Below are 15,762 nucleotides of genomic sequence, written 5' to 3' on the forward strand. Positions count from 1 at the left end.
GTTCATGGCAAATCGGGCCGGGTCCTATTGACAGGCCACTGTAAATAATGTTTTCTATTATTCAGCGATTGTCACGCTCCGGATCGATGGCACAGCAATTCCGCGACCGCAGGCTCCACCCCACAGATCGAGCCGAAGGAGAGGAAAGTGCACAGATCACGTCAGCTCGCTCGCGCCGGAACCCTGATCTCCGTCCCGGCCATGGTTCTCGCCCTAGCCGTGTGGCTGTTCGCACCGGCTGCCTACGCCCATGGCTACACGAACTCACCGACGAGCCGGGCGAAGTTCTGCCAGCAGGGCGCCGTCACCGGCTGTGGTGACATCCAGTGGGAACCGCAGAGCGTCGAAGGACCCAAGGGATTCCCGAACGCGGGACCGGCCGACGGCACCATCTGCGCCGGCGGCAACTCCCGTTTCGCCCAGCTCGACGACCCGCGCGGCGGTGGCTGGCCGGCCACCAACGTCAGCGCCGGCTCGTCGTACACGTTCACCTGGACGCTGACGGCAGCCCATTCCACCGCGTCGTTCGACTACTACATCACCAACGACAGGTACGACCCGGGCCGGCCGCTCACCCGGTCCGACCTCGAGCTCACGCCGTTCCTGTCCGTTCCCTACAACGGACAACAACCGCCCACCCAGGTCTCGCACCCCGGAACGCTGCCGGGCGGCAAGTCGGGCAAGCAGCTGATCCTCGCCGTCTGGACGATCCAGGACACCGGCAACGCGTTCTACCAGTGCTCGGACGTCACTTTCGGCTGACGCGACCAGCTGACCACTGCCGGCTGATCATCAGCCGCCGATCCCAACCCGGTGGACTGGCCGTGCGCCATCACGCCCACGGTCAGTCCTGCGGCAGCACCAGCTCGCGGCGTACGACCCGGGCGGCGACTGAGGAAATGCCGGTGTTCTCGGCGAACGCGTGCGCCTGCAGCAACGCGAACGCATCGGAGACCGTGCACTCGTTACGGGCGGCGAGCATTCCCGCCGCCTGATGCACGACGGCCCAGCCGTCGCTCTCTTCGACCGCCGGGAAGTACGGCAGGCCGTCCTCCCCGATCGCCGTCGACTCGGGGGCCAGCAGCACCGACCGGGTGAGCTCCGACGCCACGGAACGCAGGCGCTCGACACCTGGCGCGGCGCACATCGGCGGCGAGCCGTACACCGTGAGCGCTCCAAGGCACTCCGCCGCCGCCACGAGCGGGACCGAGGCCACCGCGCGCACGCCGAGCTCGGTCAGGTCGTGGCCGTAGTTCGGCCAGTGCTCGGCGATCGTGTGGTCGACCGCCGACACCAGCCGGCGGGTTCGCATCGCGTCACTCGTCGGTCCTTCGTTGAGCTCGAACTCGAAGCTCTGGGCCGCCGAGGCCGTCGCGTCCGACGCGGCCGTGACGGCGTTCAGCCGGCCCCGTGCGCGCAATGTCAGCGCGGCGCTGTCACCGCCGGAGGTCTCGGCGACCGTTGCCATGAAGCGAGGACGAAAGGGGCCGTACTCACCCCGCCCGGGCGTCTCGGTGTACCACCGCGTCAGCCGGTCGGCGTAGGCCGCCTGCAGGGTCGCCGACATCTGCTGCCTGGACGCGATCTGACGGTAGGTCCTCGCCATGCTCAGGTGGAAGGAGCGCATCGACACGGGGTCACGCCGGGCCAGCAGCTCGTGCCGGTCCGCGGCCTCGTCCGCCCGGCTCGCGCGTCGCGACGCGTCGTCGGCACGCCGCCGCACGGCGTCGACGCTGCTGGGTACCTCCTTCGACGCCGTCACACAGCGACCCTACGCCTGCTCACGGACCACATCCTCCATCAGAAGAACCAAGCCGTCACGGTTACCGTCGAGCGGCGAGCAGGTGATCGTGCAGACAATGGCGCGTCCCTTGCGGTTCACCGCATCGATCTCGAGCGGCCCGACCCGCCGGCCGGTGTCGATGCACCGCTCGACCGCGGAACGCAGCTCACCGGTCGGCAGGCCGAAGTCGAGCGCGAAGAAGGGCTGGTTGTGGACCTCTTCCGCGCGCAGGCCCCAGAGGTCTTCGGCGCCACGGTTCCAGCTGCGTACCCGCAGCTCGCGATCGAGTACGACGACGCCCGCGCCGACGCTGCCCAGCACGCCCTCGAGGAACGAACGTGCCTCGTCGAGCTCCGCCGTACGGATCCGGAGCTCTTCGTTCATCGTCTCCAGTTCCTCGTTGCCGGACTGGAGCTCCTCGTTGGTGGTCTCCAGCTCCTCGTTGGTCGACTGGAGCTCCTCGTTGGTGGTCTCCAGCTCCTCGATGCTGGACTGGAGCTCCTCGTTGGTGGTCTCCAGCTCCTCGTTGGTCGACTGGAGCTCTTCGTACGCGGTCTCGAGGTCCTCGCGGTTGCGCTTGACCTCGTGCTGCAGCCGGGTGGACAGCGTGGTGTCCATGAAGACGACCGCGACGCCGAGGGCGAGGCCGTCTCCGCTCCACAGCGGCTGCACGAGGATGTCGAGGTACTGCAGGTCATCGGCCCCGATCCCGCGCTCGACCGCGTTGACGCGAACGACCCGGCGCTCGGCGTGGGCCTGCTCGATCAGCGAGCGGAGCTCGACCGGGCGATACGAAACCTCCAGGTCGCGCAGCGGCCTGCCGAGGTCGTGCGAGGTGAGGCCGAACTGCGCCCGGGCCTGGGCGTTGGCCAGGATCAGGATGCCGTCGAGGTCGATACCGAGCTTGGCGTTCGGCGAGGTCTCGAGGACCAGATCCCGCAACTGCCGCTTGCGCGCGACGTCCCTGGCCTCCAGTCCGACACCCCCGTCGAGCTTGATCGATGCCGGCTGGTGCAGCCCTGTGTTGCCGGCGCGGCGCCGGAAGATCCGCTGCCGCATGCTGGTGACCTCGAAACGCTCGCCGTCTGACAGCAGCATCTCGGCCTTGCCGAGGAAGAGATATCCCCCCTCCCGCAACGCGAAATGGAAGCGGTCGATGATCTGCGACTGCGCCTCGACGTTGAAGTACATCAGCGCGTTCCTGCACACCAGCAGGTCCAGCCGCGAGATCGGAGCGTCGCGCGTGATGTCGTGGCGTCCGAAGATCACCCGGCGGCGCAGATCGGCCCGGAACACGAGCTTGCCGCCGTTGGGCTCGAAGTACTTCGCCCGCAGCTCCTTGGACAGCGGCTCCAGCGAACGTGGCGGGTAGAGGCCGGCCCGCGCGTCGCGCAGGGCCTCCTCGTCGATGTCGGTGCCGTAGATCTTCACGCGCTTGGCGCATTCCTCGACGCCGAGCGCCTCGGCGAACACGATCGCGAGGGAGTAGGCCTCCTCGCCGCTGGAGCAGCCGGCGCTCCAGATCCGGATCTCCTCGTCGTCGTGGTTGAACAGGAGCTCGGGTACGACCTCGCGCTGGAGGTAGGTCCAGGTCTCGGTGTCACGGAAGAAGCCGGTGACGTTGATCAGAATCGTGTTGAACAGGAACCGGAACTCGTCGGCGCTGCTCTCCAGCCGGTCCTGGTAGTCGGAGTATTCCGAGACGCCGACGTCGTGCATCCGCTTGCGGATCCGCCGGGTGAGGGTCGAACGTTTGTATCCCGTGAAGTCGAAGCCACGCGAGTCACGGATGAAGGCCAGCAGCTCCTCGAGCCGGGCGTCCAGGCCATTGTCCTGGTCCAGGTCAGTCATGACTTCTCCACCAAACCGCGAATCACCGTCGAGACTTCTTCGAGCGGCAGCACGAAATCGGCCGAACCATTGGAGACCGCGGCGTCGGGCATCCCACCGAACTCCGCCGTGGCGGGGTCCTCGACGATCACGGTACCGCCGCGCGACTTGACCGCACTGACCCCCATCGCCCCGTCGCTCCCCGTTCCGGTCAGCACGCACGCGATCGCCCTGGCTCCGTAGGCTCCCGCGACCGACTCGAACAGCAGGTCGGCGGCCGGACGGACAAAGTGAACGAGCTCACTGGTCGTCAGCGCCAGCCGGCCGCCGGGCTCGACCAGGAGATGCCGGTCGGGCGGCGCGATGTAGATGGTTCCGGCCCGCGCCTGCTCACCAGACTCGGCAAGCTTGACCCTCAACCTCGCGCGGCGGCTGAGCACCTGCGCGAGCACTGTCTCGTGCCGTGGATCGAGGTGTTGTACGAGGACGATCGGCACCGGAAACTCGGCGGGCAGACCGTCGAGGACACGGCGGAGCGCCGCGATACCGCCCGCCGAGGACGCGATCGCGACGATGTCATAGCCGTTACCCGGGTTGGCCGATTGCCGGCCGGGTTCGGATGTGCTCATGCCACCTGGGTTCGACGGAAGGTTCGACAGCGAAAGACCATGGATCGAGAAGGCTTGGCAAGCATAGGGGTCCTGGTCAGGGCGCATGAGCCCGGCCAATCGAAGAAACCGGCCAGTACGTCGGCCCCGTTCGGGATCGTTCTCAGCGTACGACCAGAACGCTCTCGCCGGGGGGAACCAGCTCCCCCACCACGGGCGCACCGGGCACTTCGCCCGCCAGCAGCAGGCCGCCCGAGGTTTGAGCGTCGGCCAGCAGGAGGGCCTCGTCCGCGCTCACGGCCGACAGGTCGGCGTGCGGCGCCACCCAGTCGAGGTTGCGACGTGTGCCGCCGCTGACGTAGCCGTCGCGCAGCGCCTCCCGCGCACCGTCGAGGTACGGCACGGCGGCGGCGTCGACGACCGCGCTGAGGCCACTGGCCCGGGCCAGCTTGTAGAGATGGCCCAGCAGGCCGAACCCGGTGACGTCGGTCGCGCACTTGATGCCGGCCTCCAGCGCCGCCACCGAGGCCTCCCGGTTGAGTGTGGTCATCGCGTCGACGGCCTGCGGGAACCAGTCGCCGGTCGCCTTGTGCCGGCTGTTCAGCACGCCGATCCCGAGCGGCTTGGTCAGGGTGAGCGGCAGGCCGGCGCGCCCGGCGTCGTTGCGCAGCAACCGGCCGGGGTCGGCGACACCGGTGACGGCCAGGCCGTACTTCGGCTCGGGGTCGTCGACGCTGTGTCCGCCCGCGAGGTAGCAGCCGGCCTCGTGTGCGACCGCGACTCCCCCGCGCAGCACCTCGGCGGCCAGCTCGGCCGGCAGCAGGTCGCGAGGCCAGGCCAGCAGGTTGACCGCGACGACCGGTCGGCCGCCCATGGCGTAGATGTCGGACAGTGCGTTAGCGGCGGCGATCCGGCCCCAGTCGTACGCGTCGTCGACGACCGGGGTGAAGAAGTCGGTGGTGGCGAGGATCGCCAGGCCACCGTCCAGGCGTACGGCCGCGGCGTCGTCGCCGCCGTCCAGCCCGACCACCAGCTCGCCGAGCGGATCGCGCACCGGCGCCGCACCGGCCAAGCCGCCGACGATCTGCTCCAGCTCGCCGGGTGGGATTTTGCAGGCGCACCCACCGCCGTGTGCGTACTCCGTGAGTCGTTTGCCACCCTGGATAGTGGTCACATAGTCAGAATGTCAGCCATGCCCCATGGAGGTGTCTCCGGCCTGGTGGCCGGCCCGGTCTTCAAAACCGGCGAGCGGCAGCAGCTGTCGCTGGCGGGTTCGATTCCCGTCCACCTCCGCCAAAGGTGCTTCCGATGACCGACCAGCAGCCTGATCCACGCCGGTTCGTTCCCCGCACCGACGCCGTACTCGCAGATCCGAGGGTGGCCGGTGCGATCCGGCGACTCGGGAGGCGGCAGGTCAAGGCCGTGGTCACGGCCGTGCAGGAACGTGCGCGCGGCGGCGAGCTCGCGCCGTCCGAGGTCGTCGAGGCGGTGCTGGCCGCGCTGCCCGCGCACGCGGCCGGCCTCCGGCCGGTCATCAACGCGACCGGCGTTCTCGTCCACACCAACCTCGGCCGGGCGCCGCTGTCCTCCGCGGCACGCGAGGCGATCGACGCGGCCGCCGGCGTCACTGACGTGGAGTTCGATCTGGTCTCCGGCGCGCGGGCCCGGCGCGGGCGGGGTACGCTGGCCGCGCTCGCCGCGGCCGTACCCACTGCCGAGGCCGTGCACGTGGTCAACAACAACGCCGCCGCGCTGCTGCTGTGCGCGCTCGCGTTCGCACGGGACCGCGAGATCGTGCTGAGCCGCGGTGAGTTCGTCGAGATCGGCGACGGCTTCCGGATACCGGAGCTGCTCGCGTCGACAGGCGCCCGGCTGCGCGAGGTCGGCACCACCAACCGCACGACACTCTCCGACTACGCCTCGGCGATCGGTCCGGACACGGGCTTCGTCCTCAAGGTGCACCCGTCCAACTTCCAGGTCTCGGGCTTCACCTCCACTGTCGAGGTGAGCGAGCTGACCGGGCTCGGCGTGCCGGTGGTCGCCGACATCGGGTCCGGGCTGTTGCAGCCGCACCCGCTGCTGCCCGGCGAGCCCGACGCCACCACCATGCTGCGGCAGGGCGCCACTCTGGTCACGGCCAGCGGCGACAAGCTGCTCGGTGGCCCGCAGGCCGGGCTGATCCTGGGCCGCGAGGGTCACGTCGAACGGCTACGACGGCATCCGTCCGCGCGTGCCCTGCGCGTCGACAAGCTCACGCTGGCCGCGCTGGAGGCCACGCTGCGCGGGCCGGAGCCGCCGGTGGTCGCCGCCCTGGAAGCCGACGTGGAAGGGCTGCGCGTGCGGGCCGAGGAGCTGGCGAAACGCCTGTCGGACAACGACATCGACGCTCGCGTGGAGGCTTGCTCGTCCGCCGTCGGTGGCGGTGGCGCGCCGGGTGTGGAACTGCCGAGCTGGGCGGTCAGCCTGCCCGAGACATACGCCTCCGCGCTGCGGGCCGGCGATCCACCGGTCGTCGGCCACGTGGTGCGCGGCCGCTGCCTGCTCGACCTGCGTACGGTCGAGCCGGCCGACGACGCTCGCATGCTCGCGGCCGTCCGGGCGACCCAGGCGACCCGGGCGATGTGACCGTGTACGTCGTAGCGACCGCCGGTCACGTCGACCACGGCAAGTCCACGCTGATGCGCCGGCTGACCGGCATGGAGCCGGACCGGCTGGCCGAGGAACGCCGGCGCGGACTCACGATCGACCTCGGCTTCGCCTGGACCGACCTTCCGTCCGGCGAACAGATCGCTTTCGTCGACGTACCAGGGCACGAACGCTTCGTTCCCACGATGCTCGCCGGCGCCGGGCCGGTGCCCGCGGTGCTGTTCGTGGTCGCCGCCGACGAGGGCTGGATGGCCCAGTCGGCCGAGCACCTCGCCGCGCTGTCCGCGCTCGGTGTGGAGCACGGCCTGCTGGTCGTCACCCGTTCCGACCTCGCCGATCCGGAGCCCGCCCGGGCGCAGGCGCTGGCCCGGCTCGCCGAGACCAGCCTGACCGGCGCTGCGTCGGTCGCGGTGAGCGGGCACACCGGTGCCGGACTCGACGACCTGCGGCATGCGCTCGGCGGGCTGGTGCGCGGGCTGCCGGCGGCCGACCCCGACGCGGACGTCCGGCTGTGGGTCGACCGTTCGTTCAGCGTGGCGGGCGCCGGTACGGTCGTCACCGGCACGCTTCGAGCCGGGACGTTACGGGTCGGCGACGAGCTCGAGATCTCCGGACAGCCCAAGCCGGCAAGGGTTCGCGGGCTGCAGGTACTCGGCGAGGACCAGACCTCGGTGAGCGCGGTCGCGCGGGTCGCGGTCAATCTGCGTGGCATCGAGCGCGACGCGATCGGGCGCGGTGACACGTTGCTCGCGCCCGGCGCCTGGTTGCCTACCGAGACCGTGGATGTCGCGCTCAGCGAGCCTGTCGAGCCCCGTGGCACGCTGGTGCTGCACCTCGGCTCGGCGGGCGTACCGGTGAGGCTTCGCCTACTGGACAAGGCGTTCGCGCGGCTGACGCTGGATCGGCCGTTGCCGCTTCGGGTGGGCGACCGGGGCCTGCTGCGCGATCCGGGCCGGCGGCAGATCGTCGCCGGCGTCCAGGTGCTCGACGTACGCCCGCCGGCGCTCCGGCGGCGGGGAGCAGCGCGGGACCGGGCGGAGGCGCTCGCGCGGGCCGGCCTCGAGCCGGCGCGGCTGGCGGCCCTCCACCTGTCGGCGCGCGGCTTCGTCCAGGCCGCGGAGCTCCGCGCGATGGGACTGTCCGGGCAGGGGCACGAGCTGCCCGGCGGGTGGCTGGCCGACCCGGCTGCCTGGTCGGACCGGGTCGCCCGGGCACCGGGTGAGGTCGACGCGTGGCTCGCGCGGAACCCGCTCGCCGCCGGCGTGCCCGCCGACATCGTGCGGCAGCGGCTGTCCGTGCCCACCGTCGTGCTGCGGCAGCTGGTGGAGGCTGCCGGGCTGGTGGAGTCCGACGGCCGGATCGGCCGGACGGATCCGCAAGCAGGCGCGTTGCCGCAGGCTGTCGAGCGGGCGGTCCGCGCGGTCGAGGCCGACCTGGCCGCGGAGCCGTTCGCCGCACCGAACGCCAACCGGCTGGCCGAGCTGGGGCTGGGCAGCCGCGAGCTGGCGGCGGCCGTCCGGGTCGGGCGGCTGACCGCGATCGGTGACGGCCTGGTGCTGCTGCCGGACGCGCCCAGCGCCGCCTTGCAGACGTTGGCGAGCTTGCCGCAGCCGTTCACGCTCAGCCAGGCCAGGCAGGCCTTACGGACGACGCGGCGGGTGGCCGTGCCGTTGCTGGAGCTGCTGGACCGGCTCGGCCACACCCAACGCCTGGACGACGGAACTCACCGGCTGCGCTGACCTGTCTGCCGTTGTTCTGCTTGACGGGTGCCTGCCGGTTGCCTGCTGGCCGCTTGCTGCCAGTTGTCGTCGCGGCCATCGACGCGCAGCCCGGAGCGCGGTTTCTTGTCCATATGGCAGGCGAAAGCGCGGTCGTTCATCGCGCCCTGGACGGCACCCGGTTCCGGATCGAAGCACCCGGTGAGGATCTGTCGCGCCCGTTCACCTCGATCGCCGAAGTCGTGCTCGGCGGCCGGTTGTTCGAGTTCACGTCGGGCGTCGCGCGACTCGGCGACGACCTGCGCGCGGCGTTCGGAGCCGGCGACTTCGACGAGGAGCTGCGGTATCGCGGCGGAACGCTCCGGCTCGCGACCAGACGTACCTACGACCCCCAGAGCAAGCTCGTCGAGACACCGACTCTCGTTGTCTGGCGAGGCGAGCGGCGCGCGCTGGTCACCCAGGTCTACGGCTCGTCGACCGCGGAGGTGCTCGCCGCGCTGCGGCCGTTGGGCATCGACGAGCAGGAGGACGGCCTCGCACTCGACGTGGGCGACGGTGCGCATTTCGCCCTGCCGGCGTTCGTGCTGAAGGAGGTCCCCGGGCTCGGGCTGCTCGAGATCACCGTGCCGGGCAAGCGTTCCCAGCCCGGCGGCGGACTCACCTGGGACAAGCTCACCAACGGAAGGCCGTACGCCGTCCTGGCCGGCGATGGCGTCCAGACGACCGTGCTGCCGCTCGCGGGCACCGACCTCGGGCGGATTCCGGCGCGGCTCGGCAAGGCCCGGATCGCTGTGCAGGAAGGCGTACCGGCATGGACTTCGTGACGAGTGCGCTGATCCTGTCCTGGGTCGCGATCGCCTTGCTCGGCCTCGTCGTCGCTCGACTGGTGCGGCAGGTGCACGAGCTGCAGCAGGGTGGCGCCGCCCGGCAACCGCGACGGCTCGGGCTGGCCGCCGGCGAGCCCGCGCCGGGTCTCGGTGCACTGGACCCGACGCCAGGTTCGGCCGTGCTGTTGCTGTTCCTCAGCGTCGGCTGCCGTACCTGCCAGGAGGTGCTGGCCGAGGCGGTTCAGCAAACGGGACTGGAGATTCGCGTGCTCTACGCGGGCGACGCACCGGTCGGCACGATCGAGGCCGGCGGCGTGACCATCGCCGCGTACGGCGGGCAGGCCGAGCTGTTCGAGCGCTACGACGCGGTCGCCACTCCGTTCGCCGTCGTCGTCGACGAGACCGGACGGGTCGCGCGATCGGAGCCGCTCGGCTCCCGCGAGGCCACTCGCCGGCTGCTCGACTCCCTTGCCGCGCACGAACGGAGTCCTCGATGAGGTCGTGGAAGTTCTCCATCGGGCGACGCCGGCTGCTGCAGACCGCGACCGCGGTCGGCTTCACCGCGCTCGGCGTGTTTCCCCAAGCCCGCAAGGCGTACGCCGACGGCTACGACATCTGGACCGGTGCATGCCCTTCGTACGCGTCGGACCACGACTGCTCCCCCGGCTGCGGGCCGAGCGCGATCTATGGCGACGCCTGCGAGACCAGCGGAACCCAGACCGGATTCCACAAGGACGACGGTGTCATGTGGACGTTGCGGCCGAACCAGTGCTACGCGGGCAGCTACGACGGCTGGCTGTGGCGTTACGACGGCGTGTGCGGCAGCTGTGGCTGCCACGTCGAGCGCCGCTGCCATGACGGCTACCGCAGCACCACGTCGGGCTGGGTGCGTTCGATCTGCCGCTGGAACACCGAGTGCGGCTGCCAGAGCACGGTCGACTGGGTGTCTGCCAGGCAGGGCGACAGCGGCGACAACGTGACCAGTGCGCAGTATCTGCTGACGTACAACGGTTTCACCGTCGGAGTCACCGGTACGTTCGGCAGCTCGACCCGGCAGCAGGTCGTCAACTTTCAGCTGGACAACGGCATCACCGCGGACGGCGTGATCGGCGCGTCGACGTGGGCTCTGCTCGTGGTGACCGTTCGCTCCGGCGATCGGAACGACGCCGTACGGGCGGCACAGGTCCAGCTCTCCAAGCATGGTTACGCACTCGCCGTCGATGGCGTCTTCGGCCCGATCACGCTCGGCGACGTGGGCGACTTCCAGCGCAAGAACCAACTGACAGCCGACGGTGTGGTCGGGCAGAACACCTGGCGGACGCTGACCGGCGGGGCCGCGTGATCTCGATCGTCGCGCCGATCCTGGGGTGGGCGATCGTCGGCGGGCTGGCGGGTTACTCCTTGTCCGGTTCGGTTTGAACGCGTAACAGCGCCTATGCGCTCACCTCGCCAGGTTGGCGAGCTCGTCCCACACAACCGATCGTGCTCGGCTGGTTCACTGCCGGGCTGCTGCTCGGTGGGACGCTGTCGGCGACCGTGCTGTGGCTCCTGTCCGGACTCCTGCAACCCGTGCCGGAGCTGTGGCGGCACGCGGCCGTCGTCGTTCTCGCGATCCTCGGGGTGCTGCGCGAGCTCGGTGTCGTCCGGATCCGGTTGCCTCAGAACGCCCGCCAGATCGCTCGCGAGGTGCTGCAGCGCAACGTCCTGCGGGGCGCGCTGCAGTTCGGGTTCGAGCTCGGCACAGGAGTGCGGACGTTCGTTTCCGCCACGGCTCCTTACGTCGTCGCGTTCGCGATCCTGCTCGCGGGGCTCGGATTCGGCAGTGCGCTGGCGATCGGGCTCGGCTTCGGGCTCGGCCGCGCGCTGACGACCTGGTCGCGCTACTTCGCGCGCGACAGTACGAGCTGGGACCGGATGTTGGCGGAACGGATCCGTCTGGTCACGGTTGGCACCGGCCTCGCGATCGCCGGGCTGTGCGGCGTCCTGATCCTCTTCTGAACCCCTCCTTGGGCGTTCGCGCCACTAGGATTCGTGGAGAGTCGTTGTCAGCTGTGCACTTGGAGTGTTGATGAGCGAGGCCGAGCGGGTTCCGCCTGGAGTGGATCCGAACAAGTCCAGCGGTGGGCGCATGTACGACTACTTATTGGGTGGCACAGACAACCTGGAGATCGACCGCCAGGCCGTCCGGCGGATCAAGGAAGCCATGCCCGAGCTCATCGACTGGGCCTGGGCCAACCGCGGATTCCTGCAGCGCGCCACCGCGTGGCTGGCCGCCGAACAGGGCATCCGGCAGTTCATCGACGTCGGCGCGGGGCTGCCGACACGTAACAACACGCACGAGGCGGCGCAGGCCGTGGCCCCCGACGCCCACATCGTCTACGTCGACAACGACCCGATGATCACCGCCCACGCACGCAGCCTGCTGGCCGGCGTACCCCACACCGCGTTCCTGCTCGGTGACGTCCGCGAGCCCGACGCCATCTTCGACGCACCCGAGACCCGGGAGCTGATCGACTTCGACCGGCCGGTGGCGCTGCTCGTGGTGTCGCTGATGCACTTCGTCCCCGACGAGCAGGACCCGTGGAGCCTGGTCAGCCACTACCTCGACCGCCTGCCGAGCGGTAGCTGGCTGGTGTTGTCGCACGGCACGGCCGACAACAACTCGCCGCAAGCCGTGAAGACCATCATCGAGGTCTTCTCGCGTGGCACCGAGCCGTTCCACTTCCGCGACAAGGCCGAGGTGACACGCTTCTTCGACGGACTCGAGCTCGCTCCGCCGTTCGAAGGCGCGAAGGCCGAGATCGTCAACACCGGCGTCTGGGGCGCCGAAGACGCCGACGTCGCCAACAGCGACGGTTCCCGCTGGGGCTACTGCGGGGTCGGACGCAAGCCGTAACCCTTGCACGCGGTCGTCGTCAGCCCCTGTCAGTGACGACGGCGGTGACCGCGATCTCGATCCGCGCCTTCGGGTGGCCCAGCCGGCTGGCACCGACACAGGTCCAGATCGGCGCGTGGGAAGGGATCCGGGCGCGGAGCTCGCCGACCATGCTCTCGAAGTCGGCGTCGCCGAGGTGCGTGTGCCAGGAGCTGACGCTGACCACGCCGGCCCAGGAGGCGCCCGCGGCGGCGAGCGTCCGTTCGAGGTTGTCGAAGGTTCGGACGATCTCGTCGTGGCGGCTTTCGGGGAGCTCCCCCGCGTCGGACCAGCCGCCGTGCCCGGCCGTCTCGATCCGATCGCCGGTCCGCACCGCCTGGGAGTGCCGGAAGCGCTCGAGTGCGGGCTCGCCGTATCCGGGCGGGCTGAAGTACTCCGGTCGTGGCACGTCGCTCCTCCTCGACTCCGCTGGAGCCGTCGCCGTCACCTGGATCTCGATGTGCATCCGTGGCCCGAGCCTGGGTACGCCGATGCGCGTCCAGATCGGCGCGTGCGAACGGATCCGCCGCCGGAGCTCGTCGCTCATGACCGTGCTCGCCGCATCCGGACCGACGGCATCGGCGGCGCCGGCCGGATCGACGGCGGTGGCGTGGTACGAGGTCACCGCGATCACGTCGGCCCAGGAGGCGCCAGCGCCCGCCAGTACGGACTCGATGTTGTCGAAGGCCTGCACGACCTCCTCGCGCAACGTCGGCGGATAGTCGCGCGTGCTCGTCCAACCGCCCTGACCGGAGAGCTCGATGCGGTCGCCCAGCCGGACGGCCTGGGCGTATTCCGCGGACCGCAGGTCCGGGTCCGCAGGCTCGACGAACTCAGCGTTGGGCATGGGCCGATCCTGCCAGCCTCCGTTCGATCCGGCTTGCCTCCGGCGGCCGCGATGGCGGACGATGCGCGGATGCGGTTTTCGATCAACGTGCCGAACTTCGGCGACTTCGCCGACGCGCGAGTGGTGGCCAGGGCGGCCGCGGCAGCGGAGCAGGCCGGCTGGGACGGGTTCTTCGTCTGGGACCACGTGGTCCACGACAAGCGTGCCCGCGCCGGTCAGGCGTTCGGCGATCCGTGGATGCTGCTGACGGCGGTCGCGCTGGCCACGAACACGATCCGGCTCGGGACGCTGGTCACTCCCGTCGCGCGGCGGCGGCCGGAGCAGCTCGCGCGGCAGGTCGCGACGCTCGATCAGATCAGCGGCGGGCGGGTCGTCTTCAGCGCCGGCCTCGGCGGTCCGATCCAGGACGAGTTCGGCAGCTTCGGCGAGCCGACCGACCCCGTGCTCATCGCGGAGAAGCTCGAGGAGGGACTCGACCTGCTGACGGCGTACTGGTCCGGCGCCGCCGTGACCCACCACGGCCGCCACTACACCGCCGATGACGTCGCCCTCCTTCCGGCGACGGTCCAGCAGCCGCGGCCGCCGATCTGGATCGGCGGCTTCTGGCCCAACCGGCGGCCGTTCCGGCGCGCCGCACAATGGGACGGCGTTGTGCCGCTGTTCCACAACGCCAGGCACGGCGTGATCCCCGCGGTCGAGGACGTGCGGGAGCTCGTCACCTACGTACGGGAGCGCAGGCAGGACGCCGGCCCGTACGAGATCGTGCTCGGCGGGCGCACTCCGGACGACCCGGGCCAGGCCGGCGAGCGGATCGCGCCGCTCGCGGCAGCCGGCGCCACCTGGTGGGACGAACGCCAGCTCCAGACCGGCACCGACCTCTACCAGCTCGACCCGATCCTGCGCCGGATCAACGCCGGACCGCCCGCGCTGTGACGCGTGCCGGCCGGATCAGTCCCGCAGCAGCCGGTTGAGCTCGTCGCCGGCCTCGTCGTACCCGGCGTCGGAGATGCGCTGCAGCTCGCGCAGGTCGCGGGCGGCGACGGCGCGCCGGGTGAGCAGGAGTCCGGCGTGCATGGATCCTTCGTCCAGCAGCTCGCTCAGCTCTTCGACGTCGCCGGCCGCGTCGGCGAGGTCGGCCAGCCGGTCCAGGGCGGTCTCGTTGCCCGCGTCGGCCAGCTCGCGCAAGGTCTCCCGATCGATCTTCGTGTTCGCCATGACCGCATGGTCCAACCCCGCCCCTGGGGCAAGGTCAAGTGGGAATGATGGCGGGGTGATCACCATCGGGCAGCTGGCGGCGTACGTCGGAGTGTCGATCAAGACCATTCGTGTCTACCACGGCAAGGGGCTGCTCCCCGAGCCCGACCGGGACGCGTCCGGCTACCGGAGGTACGGCGCGAACGACGCCATCGAGCTGATCAAGATCCGCACGCTGGCCGAGGCGGGCGTCCCGCTGGCTCGGATCCGGGACCTCAGGTCGGCGACCGACGAGGAGTTCCAGCGGACGGTGGACGAGATCGACGACGAGCTCACCGTACGGATCCGCGGTCTGCGGGCAACGCAGGAGCGCCTGCGCCGGCTCGCGACGGGACGGCTGGCGCCACTGCCGGCCGAGGTCGTCGCCTACCTGGACGACCTTGTCAGCTGGGGATTCAGCTCCCGCTGGGTGGACCTGCAACGTGATCTGTGGATCCTCGTGTTCGCCACCCACCCGGACCACGCGAGGACGTTGTTCGAGGACCAGGCCGGGTCGCTCGCCGATCCGGCGCTGCGGCAGCTGTTCCTCGCCTACGACCAAGCCCACGATCTCGACCCCGCCGACCCCCGGATCGACGAGCTCGCCCGTCGCGCCGTCGAGGCGACCCGGGAACGCTACGGCCAGAACGACCTGCCCGGCGTGGACCCACCGTCGGAGATCCCTGCCCTCATCCAGGGCACGGTCAACGCCTCCTCCCCCGCCTGGCGACGGATCGACCAGCTCGTTCGCGCCGCCCTGCACGTGTGATCCCCGTATGCCCGTCAGGCGGGGGTCGAGAGCTTCGGTGGTCTTGCGGGTCATCTCCACCGTCGCGGGGCAGGCCCACCACGCTGAGCAGTGCGACGGCGCCGTGAGCAGCGGTGGCCAACGTGGTGGGTTACTGACGTCCGGCAGCGAAATCGGTCGAGCGGCTGACGTCGGCCCAACGGTCGGCTTCGGCAGCGCGTTCCCGCGAGGACCGCTGGGCGAGCGCCAGCGCGTCCGAGCCGAGCAGGAGGCGGAGCGGCGGCTCGTCCAGGCGTACGACGGCCCGACGGCGTACTGCCGGACCAGGTCCCGCCGGTGGCGCTGCACGCCATCGTGCGTTCGATCGCGATGATGTGGGTGTCGGCGACGCCGGAGATGCGCCGGCTCGCGCCCGTGCGCGCACATCGTCGGCAGGCAGTCGTCGACGCCGTACGCAAGGTGATCGCGGCCTAGACGATCTATTCCAAGGGGTCGCCGGTCAAGCGCGCGGCGCATGGCGCCGTTCGTGGGGGTGGGCACAGGCGGAGGAGGAGCCAGGAGGTGCCTCCGGCGATCGACGACAACGCAGCCAGCGTGGATGCCAGGCG

At 70.5% G+C, this 15,762-nt stretch carries 17 protein-coding genes and 1 tRNA gene; 12 read left to right on the forward strand and 6 right to left on the reverse strand.

Features of this window, described 5'->3' with window-relative positions:
• Positions 1 to 147: 147 nt before the first annotated feature.
• Positions 148 to 762 (forward strand): lytic polysaccharide monooxygenase auxiliary activity family 9 protein, encoded by a 615-nt coding sequence (locus tag ACYVF6_RS04265; protein ID WP_460515924.1) that lies wholly within the window; start codon positions 148 to 150, stop codon positions 760 to 762.
• A gap of 82 nt (positions 763 to 844) precedes the next feature.
• Here ACYVF6_RS04265 and ACYVF6_RS04270 read toward each other — a convergent pair whose 3' ends face one another.
• The 4 genes from ACYVF6_RS04270 to selD all read right to left on the reverse strand — a co-directional run bounded on the left by ACYVF6_RS04270 (position 845) and on the right by selD (position 5,395).
• Entirely contained in the window at positions 845 to 1,762 is a 918-nt protein-coding gene (locus ACYVF6_RS04270) for a GAF and ANTAR domain-containing protein (protein WP_460515926.1), read from the reverse strand.
• A gap of 9 nt (positions 1,763 to 1,771) precedes the next feature.
• The gene (locus ACYVF6_RS04275; protein ID WP_460515927.1) at positions 1,772 to 3,634 is read right to left on the reverse strand and encodes a CheR family methyltransferase; all 1,863 of its coding nucleotides are present in this window, start codon (positions 3,632 to 3,634) and stop codon (positions 1,772 to 1,774) included.
• Complete coding sequence (locus ACYVF6_RS04280; protein ID WP_460515929.1) at positions 3,631 to 4,242, reverse strand: chemotaxis protein CheB; 612 nt, start codon at positions 4,240 to 4,242, stop codon at positions 3,631 to 3,633. The genes ACYVF6_RS04275 and ACYVF6_RS04280 overlap by 4 nt, the downstream gene beginning before the upstream one ends.
• A 142-nt stretch (positions 4,243 to 4,384) precedes the next feature.
• Positions 4,385 to 5,395 (reverse strand): selenide, water dikinase, encoded by a 1,011-nt coding sequence (gene selD, locus ACYVF6_RS04285; protein WP_460515931.1) that lies wholly within the window; start codon positions 5,393 to 5,395, stop codon positions 4,385 to 4,387.
• 27 nt (positions 5,396 to 5,422) lie between these two features.
• Here selD and ACYVF6_RS04290 point away from each other — a divergent pair.
• The 8 genes from ACYVF6_RS04290 to ACYVF6_RS04325 all read left to right on the forward strand — a co-directional run bounded on the left by ACYVF6_RS04290 (position 5,423) and on the right by ACYVF6_RS04325 (position 12,308).
• A tRNA-Sec gene (locus tag ACYVF6_RS04290) sits at positions 5,423 to 5,517 on the forward strand.
• A gap of 12 nt (positions 5,518 to 5,529) precedes the next feature.
• Complete coding sequence (gene selA, locus ACYVF6_RS04295; protein ID WP_460515933.1) at positions 5,530 to 6,846, forward strand: L-seryl-tRNA(Sec) selenium transferase; 1,317 nt, start codon at positions 5,530 to 5,532, stop codon at positions 6,844 to 6,846.
• Positions 6,843 to 8,606 carry a selenocysteine-specific translation elongation factor gene (selB, locus tag ACYVF6_RS04300; RefSeq protein WP_460515935.1) on the forward strand — a complete coding sequence of 588 codons (1,764 nt, stop codon included), beginning with the start codon at positions 6,843 to 6,845 and terminating at the stop codon, positions 8,604 to 8,606. The genes selA and selB overlap by 4 nt, the downstream gene beginning before the upstream one ends.
• Positions 8,607 to 8,719: 113 nt before the next feature.
• Positions 8,720 to 9,409 carry a hypothetical protein gene (locus ACYVF6_RS04305; protein ID WP_460515937.1) on the forward strand — a complete coding sequence of 230 codons (690 nt, stop codon included), beginning with the start codon at positions 8,720 to 8,722 and terminating at the stop codon, positions 9,407 to 9,409.
• Positions 9,397 to 9,909, forward strand: a complete 513-nt coding sequence (locus ACYVF6_RS04310; RefSeq protein ID WP_460515939.1) for a hypothetical protein — start codon at positions 9,397 to 9,399, stop codon at positions 9,907 to 9,909. Before ACYVF6_RS04305 ends, ACYVF6_RS04310 begins: the two co-directional genes overlap by 13 nt.
• Entirely contained in the window at positions 9,906 to 10,754 is an 849-nt protein-coding gene (locus ACYVF6_RS04315) for a peptidoglycan-binding domain-containing protein (RefSeq protein WP_460515941.1), read from the forward strand. The genes ACYVF6_RS04310 and ACYVF6_RS04315 overlap by 4 nt, the downstream gene beginning before the upstream one ends.
• 140 nt (positions 10,755 to 10,894) lie before the next feature.
• Complete coding sequence (locus ACYVF6_RS04320) at positions 10,895 to 11,410, forward strand: hypothetical protein (protein WP_460515942.1); 516 nt, start codon at positions 10,895 to 10,897, stop codon at positions 11,408 to 11,410.
• 70 nt (positions 11,411 to 11,480) lie between these two features.
• Complete coding sequence (locus ACYVF6_RS04325) at positions 11,481 to 12,308, forward strand: class I SAM-dependent methyltransferase (protein ID WP_460515943.1); 828 nt, start codon at positions 11,481 to 11,483, stop codon at positions 12,306 to 12,308.
• 19 nt (positions 12,309 to 12,327) lie between these two features.
• Here the strand turns inward: ACYVF6_RS04325 and ACYVF6_RS04330 are convergent, their stop codons facing one another.
• Complete coding sequence (locus ACYVF6_RS04330) at positions 12,328 to 13,173, reverse strand: RidA family protein (protein ID WP_460515945.1); 846 nt, start codon at positions 13,171 to 13,173, stop codon at positions 12,328 to 12,330.
• A gap of 69 nt (positions 13,174 to 13,242) precedes the next feature.
• On the opposite strand from ACYVF6_RS04330, the gene ACYVF6_RS04335 reads away from it, so the two are divergent.
• Positions 13,243 to 14,106 (forward strand): LLM class flavin-dependent oxidoreductase, encoded by an 864-nt coding sequence (locus tag ACYVF6_RS04335; protein ID WP_460515947.1) that lies wholly within the window; start codon positions 13,243 to 13,245, stop codon positions 14,104 to 14,106.
• A 15-nt stretch (positions 14,107 to 14,121) separates the two neighbouring features.
• On the opposite strand, the gene ACYVF6_RS04340 is transcribed toward ACYVF6_RS04335, so the two are convergent.
• Positions 14,122 to 14,388, reverse strand: coding sequence for a hypothetical protein (locus ACYVF6_RS04340; RefSeq protein WP_460515949.1), 267 nt, complete (start codon positions 14,386 to 14,388; stop codon positions 14,122 to 14,124).
• A 55-nt stretch (positions 14,389 to 14,443) separates the two neighbouring features.
• Here ACYVF6_RS04340 and ACYVF6_RS04345 point away from each other — a divergent pair, with 55 nt between their 5' ends.
• Positions 14,444 to 15,175: a MerR family transcriptional regulator gene (locus ACYVF6_RS04345; protein ID WP_460515951.1), complete on the forward strand. Its 732-nt coding sequence runs from the start codon at positions 14,444 to 14,446 to the stop codon at positions 15,173 to 15,175.
• Between the two features lie 315 nt (positions 15,176 to 15,490).
• Positions 15,491 to 15,628 carry a hypothetical protein gene (locus ACYVF6_RS04350; protein WP_460515953.1) on the forward strand — a complete coding sequence of 46 codons (138 nt, stop codon included), beginning with the start codon at positions 15,491 to 15,493 and terminating at the stop codon, positions 15,626 to 15,628.
• The last annotated feature ends 134 nt before the right edge of the window (positions 15,629 to 15,762 follow it).

It is taken from the genome of Flindersiella endophytica (genome assembly GCF_054779015.1).

Coding starts and splice junctions, on each gene's coding strand:
- ACYVF6_RS04315 (WP_460515941.1), top strand. CDS start 9,906: ATGAGGTCGTGGAAGTTCTCCATCGGGCGACGCCGGCTGCTGCAGACC.
- ACYVF6_RS04335 (WP_460515947.1), top strand. CDS start 13,243: ATGCGGTTTTCGATCAACGTGCCGAACTTCGGCGACTTCGCCGACGCG.
- ACYVF6_RS04330 (WP_460515945.1), bottom strand. CDS start 13,173: ATGCCCAACGCTGAGTTCGTCGAGCCTGCGGACCCGGACCTGCGGTCC.
- ACYVF6_RS04310 (WP_460515939.1), top strand. CDS start 9,397: ATGGACTTCGTGACGAGTGCGCTGATCCTGTCCTGGGTCGCGATCGCC.
- ACYVF6_RS04325 (WP_460515943.1), top strand. CDS start 11,481: ATGAGCGAGGCCGAGCGGGTTCCGCCTGGAGTGGATCCGAACAAGTCC.
- selA (WP_460515933.1), top strand. CDS start 5,530: ATGACCGACCAGCAGCCTGATCCACGCCGGTTCGTTCCCCGCACCGAC.
- ACYVF6_RS04275 (WP_460515927.1), bottom strand. CDS start 3,634: ATGACTGACCTGGACCAGGACAATGGCCTGGACGCCCGGCTCGAGGAG.
- ACYVF6_RS04280 (WP_460515929.1), bottom strand. CDS start 4,242: ATGAGCACATCCGAACCCGGCCGGCAATCGGCCAACCCGGGTAACGGC.
- ACYVF6_RS04305 (WP_460515937.1), top strand. CDS start 8,720: ATGGCAGGCGAAAGCGCGGTCGTTCATCGCGCCCTGGACGGCACCCGG.
- ACYVF6_RS04340 (WP_460515949.1), bottom strand. CDS start 14,388: ATGGCGAACACGAAGATCGATCGGGAGACCTTGCGCGAGCTGGCCGAC.